Consider the following 16,011-nt stretch of genomic DNA (forward strand, 5'->3'; position numbering starts at 1 on the left):
GGGTTTTGCTTTCTATACTTCAATCGCCTCCTTCTCTCTTCCAACGAACCCGCCCCGACCTGACTCACCCACCAGACCGTCCGCATCACCGCAGAGGGCCCGACGGCTCGCGCGCCGACCGCAGCACCCACAAAAAACTGAACCGGGCACTACGAGACGGGGGGATGTCTCACAGTGCCCGGTTCAGGCGTTTTCAGGATACCTGGCCGGTATTACCCTAGTTCTGGCCACCCTGGTTCTGCATCAGCGAACGCGGGTCGGCCACCAGCACGCCGAACTCGTTCAGCTGCTCGACCAGGCCCGACGGGGTCGTGTCGAACACGACGGCGAGGGTGCGCAGGTCGTCGGCGCGGATGGACAGCACCCGGCCGTTGTAGTCGCCGCGCTGCTGCTGGATCCCCCGGGCGTACCGGGCGACCACCGTCAGCTCGTCGGCGGTGTGCTCGTACAACTTCTCAAGATCGAGAATGATCTTGTTGGCCTGCTCATGGCGGACACTGCTACCGTCCGGCAGCAGCTCGCCGACCGGAACCCGGTAGAACTCGGCGAGTTCTGCCAGGCGGGCGACAGTTACGGCACGGTCGCCGCGCTCGTAGGAACCGACAACCACGGCCTTCCACCGACCGCTCGACTTCTCCTCGACACCCTGCAGGGACAGCCCCTGCTGCTGCCGGATGGAGCGGAGCCGAGAGCCGAGGGCCTTCGCGTACTCAGAGGGCATGCGGACACTCCCAGTCACTTGCCCGGGGACGCTCCCCAGTTCATCGCTACGGAGCGTGACGGTACGGCTCTTTGTGGGCTCGGTCAAGTGGTTGTTACCCACCCGTTGAGTTCTGCCGGGCAGTTGTTAGGCTCGAGCGCGCCAGACAACCTTTAACGACCCGTCCCGTGAGGCGGGGAAGGCGGTTTGATTGATATGGATAAGATAACTATGTCCGAAATGTCAGACGTGAAGGAAATTCTTTCCGCGTCCGACATCACCCGGATCGTGGACCGGGTCGCGCACCAGATCCTGGAGAAGACCTCCGGGGCCGCCGACACCGTCCTGCTGGGCATCCCGACCCGGGGCACCCCGCTCGCCCGCCGGCTGGCCGAGCGCATCCACGCCTTCGAGGGGATCGCGGTGCCGCACGGCACCCTCGACATCACCCTCTACCGCGACGACCTGCGGCTGCACAGCGCCCGCCCTGTCGGCCCCACCGACCTGCCGCCCGGCGGCATCGACGGCCAGCGGGTGATCCTCGTCGACGACGTGCTCTTCTCCGGCCGCACCGTCCGCGCCGCGCTCGACGCGCTCAGCGACCTCGGCCGCCCCCGGCAGGTGCAGCTCGCGGTCCTGGTCGACCGGGGCCACCGCCAGCTGCCGATCCGCGCCGACTACGTCGGCAAGAACATCCCCACCTCCCTGTCGGAGAGTGTCCGGGTCTCCCTCGCCGAGATCGACGGCACCGACGCCGTCCTGCTCACCGGGAACATCTGATGATCAAGCACCTCCTGTCCGCGGCGGACCTCGACCTCGATGCCGCCACCCTGGTCCTCGACACGGCCACCGAGATGGCCGCGATGGCGTCCCGGGAGGTCAAGAAGCTCCCCACCCTGCGCGGACGCACCGTCGTGAACCTGTTCTACGAGGATTCCACCCGCACCCGGGTCTCGTTCGAGACGGCGGCCAAGCGGCTGTCCGCCGATGTGATCAACTTCTCGGCCAAGGGTTCCTCGGTGGAGAAGGGCGAGAGCCTCAAGGACACCGCCCTGACCCTCCAGGCGATGGGTATCGACGGGGTCGTGGTCCGCCACCCCGCGTCCGGCGCGCCCACCACGCTCAGCCAGTGGGTCGACGGCTCGATCATCAACGCCGGCGACGGTACCCACGAGCACCCGACGCAGGCCCTGCTCGACGCGTACACGATGCGCTCGCGGCTCGGCACGCTCAAGGGGCTGCGGGTCACCATCGTCGGCGACGTGCTGCACAGCCGGGTCGCCCGGTCCAACATGCTGCTGCTGACCACCCTCGGCGCGGAGGTGACCATGGTCAGCCCGCCGACCCTGGTACCCGTCGGGGCGAAGGAGTGGCCCGCGAAGCTGTCCTACGACCTGGACGCGGCGCTACCCGACTCCGACGTGGTCATGATGCTGCGCGTGCAGCGCGAACGCATGACCGAGGCGTACTTCCCCTCGACCCGCGAGTACGCCCGCCGCTACGGCCTGGACGTCCGCCGAATGAAACTTCTTCCAGAGCATGCAATAATTATGCATCCCGGTCCGATGATCCGGGGCATGGAGATCGCCCCCGAGGTGGCCGACTCACCCCGCTCCACGATCGTCGAGCAGGTCGCCAACGGCGTCAGCGTCCGGATGGCCTGCCTCTACCTGCTGTTGGGTGGGAGGTCGCTGTGAGCGCGTCCAGTGAACCCGTCAGCCCCGCCGCAGTGCACGAAAGGCACCCAGTGACCACGTACCTGATCAAGAATGTCTCGGTGCTCGGCGCCGCGCCGACGGACCTGTTGCTGCGCGACGGCCTCGTGCACGACGGCGCCGGGCAGACCGCCGACGTCACCGTGGACGGCACCGGCCTCGTCGCCCTCCCGGGCCTCGTCGACCTGCACACCCACCTGCGCGAACCCGGCCGCGAGGACGCCGAGACCGTGGAGACCGGCTCCCGGGCCGCCGCGCTCGGCGGCTACACGGCCGTGTGCGCGATGGCCAACACCGACCCGGTGGCCGACACCGCCGGCGTCGTCGAGCAGGTCTGGCGGCTCGGCACCGCCGCCGGCCTGGTCGACGTGCAGCCCATCGGGGCCGTCACCATCGGCCTGGCCGGCGAGCAGCTCGCCGAACTCGGCGCGATGGCCGATTCCCCGGCCAAGGTGCGGATGTTCTCCGATGATGGGTTCTGTGTCCACGATCCGCGCCTCATGCGACGGGCCCTCGAGTACGTGAAGGCCTTCGACGGGGTGATCGCCCAGCACGCCGAGGAGCACCGGCTCACCGTCGGCGCGCAGATGCACGAGGGCGTCGAGTCCGCCAAGCTCGGCCTGACCGGCTGGCCCGCCGTCGCCGAGGAGGCGATCATCGCCCGCGACGTGCTGCTCGCCGAGCACGTCGGCTCCCGGCTGCACGTCTGCCACGTCTCGACGGCCGGCAGCGTCGAGATCCTCCGGCACGCCAAGGCGCGCGGGGTCAACGTCACCGCCGAGGTCACCCCGCACCATCTGCTGCTCACCGACACCCGGGCGTGCACGTACGACCCGGTGAACAAGGTGAACCCGCCGCTGCGCACCCAGAGCGACATCGACGCGCTGCGCGCCGGCCTGGTCGAGGGGGTCATCGACGCGGTGGCCACCGACCACGCGCCGCACGCGACCGAGGACAAGGAATGCGAGTGGGCGCGGGCCCGGCCCGGGATGCTCGGGCTGGAGACGGCGCTGTCGATCACCCTCGAGGTGCTCGGCGACAAGGCCAGCGGCCCGGCCCTGTGGGACCTGATCGCGGACCGGATGAGCCGCACCCCCGCCCGGATCGCCGGCCTCGCCGGTCACGGCCACGACCCGGTCCCCGGCGCGCCCGCCAACCTGACCCTGGTCGACCCGGCCGCGCGCTGGACGGTCGACCCGGCCGCGCTGGCGAGCCGGAGCAGGAACACCCCGTACACCGGAATGGAACTCCCGGGCAGGGTCGTCGCGACCTTCCTGCGCGGCGAGGCGACCGTGCTCGACGGAAAGGCTCAGAAGTGACTGACGCGATTCTGGTTCTCGAGGACGGCCGCACCTTCCGCGGCCAGGCCTACGGCGCCGTGGGGGAGACCTTCGGCGAGGCGGTGTTCTCCACCGGCATGACCGGCTACCAGGAGACCCTGACCGACCCGTCCTACCACCGCCAGGTCGTCGCCATGACGGCCCCGCAGATCGGCAACACCGGCTGGAACGACGAGGACGACGAGTCCTCCCGGATCTGGGTCGCCGGCTACGTGGTCCGCGACCCGGCCCGGGTGCCCTCCAACTGGCGCTCGACCCGGTCCCTGGAGTCCGAGCTGGACCGGCAGGGCGTCGTCGGGATCGCCGGCATCGACACCCGGGCGCTCACCCGGCACCTGCGCGAACGCGGCGCGATGCGGGTCGGCATCTCCAGCGTCTCGGGTGACGTGGACGCGCTGCTCGCGAAGGTCCGGGCGTCCGCCGAGATGACCGGCGCGAACCTGGTCGCCGACGTCACGACGAGCGCCCCCTACGTCATCCCGGCCGTCGGCGACAAGCGCTACACGGTGGCGGCGATCGACCTGGGCATCAAGAGCAACACCCCGCGCCGGATGGCCGAGCGCGGCATCGAGACCCACGTGCTGCCGGCCACGGCGACCATCGCCGACGTCCTGGCCACCGGCGCGGACGCGGTCTTCCTGTCCAACGGCCCCGGCGACCCGGCCACCGCCGACCTGACCCTGGTCCGCGAGGTGCTGGGCCGCAAGCTGCCGCTGTTCGGCATCTGCTTCGGCAACCAGATCCTCGGCCGGGCGCTGGGCTTCGGCACCTTCAAGCTCAAGTACGGCCACCGGGGGATCAACCAGCCCGTGATGGACCGGACCACGGGCAAGGTCGAGGTCACGGCGCACAACCACGGCTTCGCGGTGGACGCGCCGCTGGACAAGGTGGTCGACACCGAGTTCGGCCGGGTCGAGGTCAGCCATGTCTGCCTGAACGACGACGTGGTCGAGGGGCTCCGGTGCCTCGACGTGCCGGCGTTCTCCGTCCAGTACCACCCCGAGGCCGCGGCGGGCCCGCACGACGCCGACTACCTGTTCGACCGTCTCGTCGAGCTGATCGAAGGGACGAAGAAGAATGCCTAAGCGCGAGGACATCAAGCACGTCATGGTGATCGGCTCCGGGCCGATCGTGATCGGCCAGGCCTGCGAGTTCGACTACTCCGGAACCCAGGCCTGCCGGGTACTGCGCGCCGAGGGCATCCGGGTCTCCCTGGTCAACTCGAACCCGGCCACGATCATGACGGACCCCGAGTTCGCCGACGCCACGTACATCGAGCCGATCACGCCCGAGTTCGTGGAGCAGATCATCGCCCAGGAGCGCCCCGACGCGCTGCTGGCCACCCTCGGCGGGCAGACGGCCCTGAACACGGCCGTCGCGCTGCACGAGGCGGGCGTGCTGGAGAAGTACGGCGTCGAGCTGATCGGCGCGAACATGGAGGCCATCCACCGGGGCGAGGACCGGCAGATCTTCAAGGGCATCGTCGCCAAGGCCGGCGCTGCCCTGGGCTGGGGCGACGAGCCCCTCGTACCCCGCTCCCGGGTCTGCAAGACCATGGAGGAGGTCCGCGACACGGTCGAGGAGCTGGGTCTCCCCGTCGTCGTGCGGCCGAGCTTCACCATGGGCGGCCTCGGTTCGGGCATGCCGCACACCCACGAGGACCTGGAGCGGATCGCGGGCGCCGGTCTCGCCGCCTCCCCGGTGCACGAGGTGCTGATCGAGGAGAGCGCGCTCGGCTGGAAGGAGTACGAGCTCGAGCTGATGCGCGACCGCAACGACAACGTGGTGGTCGTCTGCTCGATCGAGAACATCGACCCGATGGGCGTGCACACCGGCGACTCGGTCACCGTCGCGCCGGCCATGACGCTCACGGACCGCGAGTACCAGCGGATGCGTGACCTGGCCATCGCCGTGATCCGCGAGGTCGGCGTCGACACCGGCGGCTGCAACATCCAGTTCGCGGTGCACCCGGAGACCGGGCGCCTGATCGTGATCGAGATGAACCCGCGGGTGTCGCGGTCCTCCGCGCTGGCGTCGAAGGCCACCGGCTTCCCGATCGCGAAGATCGCCGCGAAGCTGGCCATCGGCTACACCCTCGACGAGATCGCCAACGACATCACCAAGGAGACCCCGGCGGCCTTCGAGCCGACCCTGGACTACGTGGTCGTGAAGATCCCGCGGTTCGCGTTCGAGAAGTTCCCCGGCGCCGACGCCGAGCTGACCACCACGATGAAGTCCGTCGGCGAGGCGATGAGCATCGGCCGCAACTTCACCGAGGCGCTCGGCAAGGCGATGCGCTCCATGGAGGAGAAGCGCGCCGGGTTCTGGACCGGCCCGCCGGTCGAGGGCAACCTGCTCGACAAGCTGCGGATCCCGCACGACGGCCGGCTCTACACCGTAGAGGCGGCCCTGCGCGCCGGGCACAGCGTCCAGGAGGTGTACGAGGCCTCCGGCGGGATCGACCCGTGGTTCATCGACCAGATCCTGTACCTGGTGGAGCTGCGCACCGAGATCCAGGCCGCGCCCGTGCTCGACGAGAAGCTGCTGCGCGCCGCCAAGCGGGCCGGCCTGTCCGACCGCCAGCTCGCCGAGCTGCGCCCCGAGTTCGCCGGCGAGGACGGGGTGCGCCTCCTGCGGCACCGCCTCGGCCTGCGTCCCGTGTACAAGACCGTGGACACCTGCGCGGCCGAGTTCGCGGCGGCCACGCCGTACCACTACTCGACGTACGACGAGGAGAACGAGGTCGCCCCGAGCGACCGGCCCAAGGTGGTCATCCTGGGCTCCGGTCCGAACCGGATCGGCCAGGGCATCGAGTTCGACTACTCCTGCGTGCACGCCGTGATGGCCCTGCGCGAGGCCGGCTACGAGACCGTCATGGTCAACTGCAACCCGGAGACGGTGTCCACGGACTACGACACCGCCGACCGGCTGTACTTCGAGCCGCTCACCTTCGAGGACGTCCTGGAGGTCATCCACGCGGAGAACGCCTCCGGCGCGGCCGGCGGCGGCCCCGGGGTGGTCGGCGTGGTCGTGCAGCTCGGCGGTCAGACCCCGCTCGGCCTGGCCCAGCGGCTGGAGGACGCGGGCGTGCCCATCGTCGGCACCTCCCCGGCCTCGATCCACCTGGCGGAGGAGCGCGGCGCGTTCGGCGCCCTGCTGGCCCGCGCCGGCCTGCCGGCGCCGAAGTACGGCATGGCCACCTCGTACGCCGAGGCCAAGGCCATCGCGGACGAGATCGGCTACCCGGTCCTCGTCCGGCCGTCCTACGTGCTCGGCGGCCGGGGCATGGAGATCGTCTACGAGGACTCGGTCCTGGAGGCCTACATCTCCCGGGCCACCGACATCTCCCCGGAGCACCCGGTGCTCGTCGACCGGTTCCTCGACGACGCGATCGAGGTCGACGTCGACGCGCTCTGCGACGCCGACGGCGAGGTGTTCCTCGGCGGCATCATGGAGCACATCGAGGAGGCAGGCATCCACTCCGGCGACTCGGCGTGCGCCCTGCCGCCGATCACCCTCGGGGACGCCAACATCGCCGAGATCCGCCGGCACACCGAGGCCCTCGCGCGCGACATCGGGGTCCGGGGCCTGCTCAACGTGCAGTACGCGCTCAAGGACGACATCCTCTACGTCCTGGAGGCCAACCCGCGCGCGTCGCGGACCGTGCCGTTCGTGTCCAAGGCCACGGCCGTGCCGCTGGCCAAGGCCGCCGCGCGGATCGCCCTGGGCGCCACGATCGCGGAACTGCGCGCCGAGGGCATGCTGCCGGCGGCCGGGGACGGCGGCAAGCTGCCCCCGCACGCGCCGATCTCGGTGAAGGAGGCGGTGCTGCCGTTCAAGCGGTTCCGCACCCCCTCCGGTCGCGGCGTCGACAACCTGCTCGGCCCCGAGATGAAGTCCACCGGCGAGGTGATGGGCATCGACGTGGCCTTCGGGCACGCGTTCGCCAAGTCCCAGGCCGCCGCCTACGGCTCCCTGCCCACCAGCGGCACGGTGTTCATCTCGGTCGCCAACCGGGACAAGCGGGCCATGGTCTTCCCGGCCAAGCGGCTCGCCGACCTGGGCTTCGACCTGGTGGCCACCGCCGGCACGGCCGAGATGCTCCGCCGGCACGGCATCGAGTGCCAGGTGATCCCGAAGCACCTGGACGCGGTCGAGGGCGTCCCGCACGCCGTGGACTTCGTCGAGGCCGGCAGCGCCGACCTGGTCATCAACATCCCGGCGGGCTCCGGCGCCCGGGTCGACGGCTACGAGATCCGCTCGGCGGCCGTGGCCACCGACACCCCGTGCATCACGACGGTGCAGGCCGCGGCGGCGGCGGTGATGGGCATCGAGGCCCTGATCCACGGCGAACTGCGGGTCCGCCCGCTCCAGGCCCTGCACGCGGCGCTGAAGGCCAAGGCGTGACGACGGGTACGAGGGTCGGCGGGTTCCCCGCCGGCCCCGGGCCCCACGCTGCCCGGACAACGGCATCTGAAAGTGCCCTGACCAGCGGAAACACGGTTCCCACCGTGCGCGGCTCCGCGTCCTGCGGGGGAGGGTCCCGGTGATCTACGAGAAGACCGTGCGCCCCGTCCTGTTCCGGCTCCAGGGCGGTGACGCCGAGCGGGTGCACGAGTGGACGATGCGCCGGCTCGCCGCGCTGGCCGGAAAGCCGCGGATGACGCGTACCCTCCAGAAGCTCTTTTCGGTCCAGGCTCCTAGGACGCTCTTCGGGGTGAGATTCCCGTCACCCGTCGGCCTGGCCGCCGGCATGGACAAGGACGGCCACGCGCTCCCGGCCTGGCCGGCGCTCGGCTTCGGCTTCGTCGAGGTCGGCACCGTCACCCGGCACGCCCAGCCCGGCAACGACCGGCCCCGGCTGTTCCGGCTGCGGGAATCCGAGGCGATCGTCAACCGGATGGGCTTCAACAACGCCGGCGCCGAGGCGCTCGCAGGCCGTCTGGCCAGGCTCGGACCGCTCAGCGTCCCGCTGGGCATCAGTCTGGGCAAGTCCAAGGTGACACCCCTGGAATCGGCCGCGGAGGACTACGCGGCCTCCTACGGGGCTCTAAAGGGCTACGGGGACTACTTCGCGGTCAACGTGAGCTCGCCCAACACCCCTGGCCTGCGCGCACTCCAGGACCGGGCCGCCCTGGGCGACATCCTGAAGGCCCTGCGCGGGGACAAGCCGATCCTGGTGAAGATCGCCCCGGACCTCACCGACCACGCGATCGGCGAGCTGCTCGAGGTGTGCGCCGAGCACGGCGTCGCGGGCCTGATCGCGACCAACACCACCCTGGGACGCGGCGGCCTCGCCCCCGCCGACCAGGCACTCGGCGCCGAAGCCGGCGGGCTGTCCGGCCGGCCGCTGACGGAGCGGGCCCGCGAGGTGGTCGCCCTCGTCGCGAAGGAGACCGGCGGCCGGCTGCCGATCATCGGCGTCGGCGGCATCGGCAGCCCGGACGACGCGCTGCGGATGCTCGACGCGGGCGCCAGCCTGCTCCAGCTCTACACCGGCTTCATCTACCACGGCCCGCCCCTGGTCCGCGCGATCAACCGGGCAGTGGCCACCCGCCCGACCTCCTGACCGGCGCGGGCCGCGGGGCCCGCCCGGCACCGACCACGCCTAGGAGACACGCATGGAGTCCTTCGGTACCCGGCTGCACGCCGCCCTCGACGAGCGCGGCCCCCTGTGCGTCGGCATCGACCCGCACAGCCAGCTCCTGGCCCACTGGGGCCTCGACGACGACCTGGTGGGCCTCGAGAAGTTCAGCAGGACCGTCGTGGAGGCCCTCGCGGGCCGGATCGCGGCCCTCAAGCCCCAGTCGGCGTTCTTCGAGCGGCACGGCGCGCGGGGGATCGCGGTCCTGGAGAGCGTCGTGCGGGACGCGCGCGCGGCCGGCGCACTCGTGATCCTCGATGTCAAGCGGGGCGACATCGGTTCGACCATGGCCGCGTACGCGAAGGCGTACCTGGAACCCGGTAGTCCGCTGGCCGTGGACGCCGTGACGGTAAGCCCTTACCTGGGGTTCGGCTCGTTGAGTCCGATAATTGACACTGCGGCCGCCCATGGTGGAGGGGTGTTCGTGCTGGCCCTGACCTCGAACCCGGAGGGTCCGCAGGTCCAGCACGCGATCACCACCGAGGGGGTCACCGTGGCCCAGACGATGGTGGACGCAGTGGCCGAGCTCAATGCCGGTGCGGTACCGCTCGGTTCGTTCGGAGTCGTCGTCGGCGCGACAATCGGGGAGACTGCACACGATATTTCCGGACTTAACGGTCCAATTCTCGTCCCGGGGCTCGGTACCCAGGGCGGCCGTCCCGAGGATCTTCGGCGCATTTTCGGCGCGGCCACGGCGGGCGTCGTGCCCTCGTACTCCCGCGAGGTGTTGAGCCATGGACCCAGCGTGACGGGCCTGCGCGACGCCGCCGACCGGGCCCTCGAAGCGTGCCGCGCCGCCCTGTGACCGAATTCAAACGACCAAAAATTTACGCCCGATAAGTACGGTTTGCCCCGATATTCCTCCGGAATATCTCTCCGTGCTGATCCGATCACGCATGGCTACGTTGCCGGAATGGGCCTTTGGCCACTAGGTTTCCAGCGCTGGAACCACCTTTCGCCTGTTCCTCGACCAAAGGAGACCTGGTGTCGCTCCCCACGCTCACCCCCGAGCAGCGCGCCGCCGCGCTGGAGAAGGCCGCCGTAGTCCGTAAGGCTCGCGCTGAGCTCAAGGACAAGCTCAAGCGCGGCGAGAAGACCCTCGGTGAGGTCATCGAGCTCGCCGACGCCGACGACGTCGTCGGCAAGCTCAAGGTGTCGGCCGTGCTCGAAGCACTGCCCGGCATCGGCAAGATCCGTGCCACCGCCATCATGGAGCGCCTGAAGATCGCCGACTCCCGCCGCCTGCGGGGCCTCGGCGAGCAGCAGCGCAAAGCACTTCTGGGGGAGTTCCCCGCAGCCGGCAAGTGAGCGGTTGCTAGAAACACCTAGTGAGCTTTGACGAAGACGCACGTCCGGCCGGGTGGGGTGACGCTCGACTGCTGGTCCTTTCCGGCCCCTCCGGGGTCGGCAAGGACAGCGTGATCGAGTGGGTCCGGAGCCACCCGCATGAGTTCTGGCTGTCGGTTTCGGTGACCACCCGGCCGCGGCGCGCGTACGAGGTCGACGGAGATCACTATTTCTTCGTCGACAACGCCGAGTTCGACCGGCTGCTCGAAACGGGGCAGCTGCTCGAGTGGGCGGAGTTCGCCGGCAACCGGTACGGGACCCCGCGCAAGCAGGTGCTGGCCCGGTTGGCCGAGGGCGTACCCGTCCTCCTCAAGATCGATCTCCAGGGCGCCCGGCAGGTCAAGTTGACGATGCCGGAGTCGCTGCTGGTGTTCCTCGCCCCGCCGAGCTGGGACGAGCTGGAGCGCCGCCTGCGGGGCCGGGGCACCGACGACGCCGAGACCATCGCGCACCGTCTGGAGCACGCCCGCGAGGAACTGGCCTCCGAGGCCGAGTTCGACGTGACGGTCGTCAACGACTCCGTCGAGAAGGCCGCGGCCGAGTTGATACAATTGCTCGATTCCTCATCCAAGACTCCCGTGAGTCACCGTCGATCCAGAGGTTGATCCGCTTTGTCTGGAACCGTTGCGAACCCCGTAGGCATCACCAACCCGCCGATCGACGAGCTGCTCGACAAGACCCAGTCGAAGTACGCCCTGGTGATCTTCGGCGCCAAGCGCGCCCGCCAGATCAACGCGTACTACAGCCAGCTGGGCGAGGGCCTGCTGGAATACGTGGGCCCGCTGGTCGAGACCACCCCGCAGGAGAAGTCGCTGTCGATCGCCCTCCGGGAGATCAACGCCGGCCTGCTGACCGCCGAGCCGACCGAGGGTTAAGACCCCCGCGATCGCGGGATGTCGCCTCGCGGCGGCGCCTGCGATGCTCAACCCCGTGATCCAATTGGTTCACGGGGTTCGTCATATCTTCCAGGGGGTGTCCGGGTGCGGATCGTTCTCGGTGTGGCTGGCGGCATCGCCGCGTACAAGGCGTGCGAGCTGCTGCGCCTGCTGACCGAGGCGGGCCACTCCGTCCGGGTCGTGCCCACCGCCGCCGCCCTGGAGTTCGTCGGCGCCCCCACCTGGGCCGCGCTGTCGCACCAGCCCGTCAGCGCCGACCCGTTCCACGACGTGCACGAGGTGCCGCACGTCCGGATCGGCCGCGAGACCGACCTGCTGATCGTGGCCCCCGCGACGGCCGACCTGCTGGCGAAGGCCGCGCACGGCCTCGCCGACGACCTGCTCACCAACACCCTGCTCACCGCCGGCTGTCCGGTGATGTTCGCCCCGGCGATGCACACCGAGATGTGGGAGCACCCGGCCACCGTCGCCAACGTGGCCACCCTGCGGGCCCGGGGCGCGGTCGTCGTCGAGCCCGCCGTCGGCCGGCTGACCGGCTCCGACACCGGCAAGGGCCGGCTGCCCGACCCGGCCGAGCTGTTCGCGGTGGCGCTCCGGCTGCTGCGGGGCCGGGTCGCCACGGACCTGGCGGGCCGGCACGTCCTCGTCACGGCCGGCGGCACCCGCGAACACCTCGACCCGGTGCGCTACCTGGGCAACATCTCCAGCGGCAAGCAGGGCTACGCGTTCGCCCGCACGGCCGTGGCCCGCGGCGCCCGGGTCACCCTGATCAGCGCCAACGTCTCCCTGCCCGACCCGGCGGGGGTCGACGTGGTCCGGGTCGGCTCGACCGCGGAACTGCGCACCGCCGTACTCGAACATTCCAAGGACGCCGACGTCGTCGTCATGGCGGCCGCGCCCGCCGACTTCCGGCCGACGAAATACGCGGAACAGAAAATCAAGAAGTCCGTCGACGGGATAGCGCCCGTCATCGAACTGACGAACAATCCCGACATCGCCGCGGAGTTGGGTGCCGACCGCCGCCCCGGTCGCCTGCTCGTCGCCTTCGCGGCGGAGACGCAGGACTTCGTCGACAACGCGCGCGGCAAGTTGACCCGCAAGAACGCCGACCTCATCGTGGTGAACGAGGTCGGGAACGGAAAGGCCTTCGGCACCGACGACAACGCGGTCACGGTGCTCACGCGGGACGGAAAAGAGACGACCATGTCGGCGGCGCCGAAAGAGGACATCGCCGACGCGGTGTGGGATATTGTCCTACCGCTGTGGTAGGGATTACAGATTCAGGTCTGACGAGGCTGCTAGGCCACGGTCAGCGCACGGAGCTAGACTTCCCCAAACCCAACAAACCCCGCTAGGAGAGCTGTGGCACGCCGTCTGTTCACGTCCGAGTCTGTGACCGAAGGTCACCCGGACAAGATCGCTGACCAGATCAGCGATGGCATCCTCGACGCGCTGCTCGCCCAGGACCCGAAGAGCCGGGTCGCGGTCGAGACGCTGATCACCACCGGACAGGTGCACGTGGCCGGCGAGGTCACCACCTCGGCGTACGCGGACATCCCGTCCATCGTGCGTGAGACCATCCTGCGGATCGGGTACGACTCGTCGAAGAAGGGCTTCGACGGGGCCTCCTGCGGGGTCAACATCGCGATCGGCGCGCAGTCGCCCGACATCGCGCAGGGCGTCGACACCGCCCTCGAGAACCGGTCCGGCGAGTCCGGCGACGCGCTCGACCTCCAGGGCGCCGGCGACCAGGGCATGATGTTCGGCTTCGCCTGCTCGGAGACCCCCGAGCTGATGCCGCTGCCGATCGCCCTCGCGCACCGGCTGGCCCGTCGGCTGTCGGCGGTCCGCAAGGACGGCACGATCCCGTACCTGCGCCCCGACGGCAAGACCCAGGTCACCATCGAGTACGACGGCCTGCGTCCCGTCCGGCTCGACACGGTCGTCGTGTCGACCCAGCACGCCCCGGACATCTCGCTGGAGTCGCTGCTCACCCCGGACATCCGCGAGCACGTGATCTCCCCGGAGATCGAGGCCCTGGGCATCGACACCGAGGGCTACCGCCTGCTGGTCAACCCGACCGGCCGCTTCGAGATCGGCGGCCCGATGGGCGACGCCGGCCTCACCGGCCGCAAGATCATCGTGGACACCTACGGCGGCTACGCCCGGCACGGCGGCGGCGCGTTCTCCGGCAAGGACCCGTCCAAGGTCGACCGCTCGGCCGCCTACGCCACCCGCTGGGTCGCCAAGAACGTCGTCGCCGCCGGCCTGGCCGAGCGCTGCGAGGTCCAGGTCGCCTACGCGATCGGCAAGGCCCACCCGGTCAGCGTCTTCGTCGAGACGTTCGGCACCGAGATCGTCCCGGTCGACCGGATCGAGAAGGCCATCGCTGAGGTGTTCGACCTCCGCCCGGCCGCGATCATCCGCGACCTGGAACTGCTCCGCCCGATCTACCAGCAGACCGCCGCCTACGGCCACTTCGGCCGCGAGCTGCCGGACCTGACCTGGGAGCGCACCGACCGGGTCGCCGAGCTCAAGTCCGCCGCCGGCGCTTAGGCCGTTTGGACCCGCTGAGAACGACGCTGGACTGTACGAAAGGAACACCCGCAGGGCGCTGCCCTGGCGGGTGTTCCTTTCGTTTGCCAGCGTCGCCCTCAGCGGGCCACTTCGTGTTAGGTCAAGAACCTTCGATCTTTTGATGGTTACGGTGGGGCGTGGCCTGGGGCGGAGGCACTGGGGTGCATCGCGGGTCGGGTGTGGCCCGTGGGGGATCGGCCAGCCGGGGTGGGGCGGTCCGGGTGTGCGGCGCTGGGGCCTGTGGTCGGGCTGGGGGTGGCCGGCGGCCGTTGGGACTGGTGCGCGTAGTCGGTGCCGGGCGGAGTTCGGGTGCTGAGGTCGGCGGGGGCGCGGGTGGGGTCCGGCCAGGGTGCGGAGGCGCTGGGGCGGGTCGGGTGTGGCCGGCGGCGATGGGGAACTGGTGTCCGTGGTCGGTGCTGCGCGGCGCTCAGGTGCTGAACTCGGAGGGGCCTGCGCGGTCTGCGGGGCGCGGGGCGGATCCGGCCAGGGCGCGGGCTGGCCAGGGTGTTGGCTGGCCAGGGCGCGGACCGACCAGGGTGTGGGCCGACCAGGGTGTGGGCCGGCCAGGGTGCGTGCTGACCAGGGCGCGGACCGGCCAGGGCGCGGGCCCGCCAGGGTGTGGGCTGGACAGGGTGCGACGAGGCACTTGGGCGCACGTGGGCCGGGGGAGGCCAGCGGCGGGACCGGTGCGTATGGACGGTGCCGAGCGTCGCTCGGAGGGTGCAGTTGTCCGAGGTCGTGGGCGGTCAACGGGGCGCTGGCGGTCCGACCCGGGTGGCTGGCCCGGTGTGACTGGTCAGAGTGCGAAGGCACTAGGGCGCGTGGCTGGTCGGGTGTATCGGAGGGCGTGGGCCAGCCAAGTTGGAACGGCCCGGGTCCCAGGGCGCCGGGGTTCGTGCCGGATGGGTATGGCCGAGGGGATGCAGGCCAGCCGGTGGGCCGGCCCCAGGGGGCTATCGCTGGACCCGCTCGGGGCCTTGTCTACGGTGTGCACCGGATCGATCCGGCGACGGCCTCCTGGGCCAAACAGGGGCGGGTCGGCGAGGTTCCCGGCGGCCTTCTGTGGCTGTCGACCGTGGTCGGCACCGACAGATCCCGATGGACCCGGCTCAGCCCAGCAGGGTCGCGATGGCCTTCTCGATCCGCCGCTGGCGCGTCTCGGGCTTCTTCGCGCTCTCGATGGCGTGCACGTGCTCGCGCTTGTGGCTGTGCGCGAGCTTGTCGTACGCGGCGCGGGCGGCCGGGTCGGCGTCCAGGGCCTGGGCGAAGTCCGCGGGCTCGACGACGACGCGCGGCTCGGTGTCGAGTTCCAGTTCGACCTCGACCGTCTCGCCGATCTCGGCCCCGGCGGCCCGCCGGTTGGCGTGGCTGAGGCCGATCAGGTGGCGGCCCCGCAGGATGGCGACCCGGCTCTTCCAGGAGTGCCCGTTGACCGTGATGGTCACCGGCGGCCGGGCGCCCCCGCCGAGCGCCTCCACGACCTCGGGCGGGATTTCCAGGCCCCGCATGGGCTCGGGCGGCTCGACCTGGGCCAGAAACTTCATGATGTTCTCCCGCTGTCCTGCTGGCGCACTGCGGATGCCGCCCGCCCCGATCGATGACCGCTTCATCATCGTGCACAACTCAACGACCCCTGTCCGGGGCCACCGCCATAGCTCTACCGCCCGCGTCCTGGGCCAGCAGCGTCACGGCTTTGCCGCCCGCGTCCTGGGCCAGCAGCGTCACGGCTTTGCCGCCCGCGTCCTGGGCCAGCAGCGTCACGGCTTTGCCGCCCGCGTCCTGGGCCAGCAGC

14 protein-coding genes are annotated in these 16,011 nt (G+C 70.5%); 12 read left to right on the plus strand and 2 right to left on the minus strand.

Features of this window, described 5'->3' with window-relative positions; genetic code table 11:
• Positions 1-217: 217 nt before the first annotated feature.
• The gene (locus AB0M43_RS38925) at positions 218-721 is read right to left on the minus strand and encodes a transcriptional regulator (protein ID WP_363732791.1); all 504 of its coding nucleotides are present in this window, start codon (positions 719-721) and stop codon (positions 218-220) included.
• A 210-nt stretch (positions 722-931) separates the two neighbouring features.
• Between AB0M43_RS38925 and pyrR the strand changes: the two genes are divergently transcribed.
• The 12 genes from pyrR (at position 932) to metK (ending at position 14,198) form a co-directional block, all read left to right on the plus strand.
• Entirely contained in the window at positions 932-1,480 is a 549-nt protein-coding gene (gene pyrR, locus AB0M43_RS38930) for a bifunctional pyr operon transcriptional regulator/uracil phosphoribosyltransferase PyrR (protein ID WP_363732794.1), read from the plus strand.
• Complete coding sequence (locus AB0M43_RS38935) at positions 1,480-2,397, plus strand: aspartate carbamoyltransferase catalytic subunit (protein ID WP_363732797.1); 918 nt, start codon at positions 1,480-1,482, stop codon at positions 2,395-2,397. The genes pyrR and AB0M43_RS38935 overlap by 1 nt, the downstream gene beginning before the upstream one ends.
• A gap of 50 nt (positions 2,398-2,447) precedes the next feature.
• Complete coding sequence (locus AB0M43_RS38940) at positions 2,448-3,734, plus strand: dihydroorotase (protein ID WP_363732833.1); 1,287 nt, start codon at positions 2,448-2,450, stop codon at positions 3,732-3,734.
• Positions 3,731-4,840, plus strand: coding sequence for a glutamine-hydrolyzing carbamoyl-phosphate synthase small subunit (gene carA, locus AB0M43_RS38945; protein WP_363732800.1), 1,110 nt, complete (start codon positions 3,731-3,733; stop codon positions 4,838-4,840). Before AB0M43_RS38940 ends, carA begins: the two co-directional genes overlap by 4 nt.
• A complete protein-coding gene (gene carB, locus AB0M43_RS38950; RefSeq protein ID WP_363732803.1) occupies positions 4,833-8,162 on the plus strand; it encodes a carbamoyl-phosphate synthase large subunit in 3,330 nt (1,109 codons plus the stop codon). Before carA ends, carB begins: the two co-directional genes overlap by 8 nt.
• A 139-nt stretch (positions 8,163-8,301) precedes the next feature.
• The gene (locus AB0M43_RS38955; RefSeq protein ID WP_363732806.1) at positions 8,302-9,324 is read left to right on the plus strand and encodes a quinone-dependent dihydroorotate dehydrogenase; all 1,023 of its coding nucleotides are present in this window, start codon (positions 8,302-8,304) and stop codon (positions 9,322-9,324) included.
• A gap of 52 nt (positions 9,325-9,376) precedes the next feature.
• Positions 9,377-10,204, plus strand: coding sequence for an orotidine-5'-phosphate decarboxylase (pyrF, locus tag AB0M43_RS38960; protein WP_363732809.1), 828 nt, complete (start codon positions 9,377-9,379; stop codon positions 10,202-10,204).
• Between the two features lie 179 nt (positions 10,205-10,383).
• On the plus strand, positions 10,384-10,707 hold the full coding sequence (gene mihF / locus AB0M43_RS38965) for an integration host factor, actinobacterial type (RefSeq protein ID WP_363732812.1): 324 nt from the start codon (positions 10,384-10,386) through the stop codon (positions 10,705-10,707).
• A 20-nt stretch (positions 10,708-10,727) separates the two neighbouring features.
• On the plus strand, positions 10,728-11,351 hold the full coding sequence (gmk, locus tag AB0M43_RS38970; RefSeq protein WP_363732815.1) for a guanylate kinase: 624 nt from the start codon (positions 10,728-10,730) through the stop codon (positions 11,349-11,351).
• 6 nt (positions 11,352-11,357) lie between these two features.
• Positions 11,358-11,621 carry a DNA-directed RNA polymerase subunit omega gene (gene rpoZ / locus AB0M43_RS38975; protein WP_197008199.1) on the plus strand — a complete coding sequence of 88 codons (264 nt, stop codon included), beginning with the start codon at positions 11,358-11,360 and terminating at the stop codon, positions 11,619-11,621.
• Positions 11,622-11,726: 105 nt separating this feature from the next.
• Positions 11,727-12,911, plus strand: a complete 1,185-nt coding sequence (gene coaBC / locus AB0M43_RS38980; protein ID WP_363732819.1) for a bifunctional phosphopantothenoylcysteine decarboxylase/phosphopantothenate--cysteine ligase CoaBC — start codon at positions 11,727-11,729, stop codon at positions 12,909-12,911.
• A gap of 93 nt (positions 12,912-13,004) precedes the next feature.
• A complete protein-coding gene (gene metK, locus AB0M43_RS38985) occupies positions 13,005-14,198 on the plus strand; it encodes a methionine adenosyltransferase (RefSeq protein WP_363732822.1) in 1,194 nt (397 codons plus the stop codon).
• 1,130 nt (positions 14,199-15,328) lie between these two features.
• On the opposite strand, the gene AB0M43_RS38990 is transcribed toward metK, so the two are convergent.
• Positions 15,329-15,763: a YdeI/OmpD-associated family protein gene (locus tag AB0M43_RS38990; RefSeq protein ID WP_363732824.1), complete on the minus strand. Its 435-nt coding sequence runs from the start codon at positions 15,761-15,763 to the stop codon at positions 15,329-15,331.
• Positions 15,764-16,011 lie beyond the last annotated feature (248 nt).

Source organism: Longispora sp. NPDC051575 (genome assembly GCF_040681875.1).
Classification (GTDB): domain Bacteria; phylum Actinomycetota; class Actinomycetes; order Mycobacteriales; family Micromonosporaceae; genus Longispora.

Coding starts and splice junctions, on each gene's coding strand:
- pyrF (WP_363732809.1), top strand. CDS start 9,377: ATGGAGTCCTTCGGTACCCGGCTGCACGCCGCCCTCGACGAGCGCGGC.
- pyrR (WP_363732794.1), top strand. CDS start 932: ATGTCCGAAATGTCAGACGTGAAGGAAATTCTTTCCGCGTCCGACATC.
- AB0M43_RS38935 (WP_363732797.1), top strand. CDS start 1,480: ATGATCAAGCACCTCCTGTCCGCGGCGGACCTCGACCTCGATGCCGCC.
- AB0M43_RS38990 (WP_363732824.1), bottom strand. CDS start 15,763: ATGAAGTTTCTGGCCCAGGTCGAGCCGCCCGAGCCCATGCGGGGCCTG.
- AB0M43_RS38925 (WP_363732791.1), bottom strand. CDS start 721: ATGCCCTCTGAGTACGCGAAGGCCCTCGGCTCTCGGCTCCGCTCCATC.
- carB (WP_363732803.1), top strand. CDS start 4,833: ATGCCTAAGCGCGAGGACATCAAGCACGTCATGGTGATCGGCTCCGGG.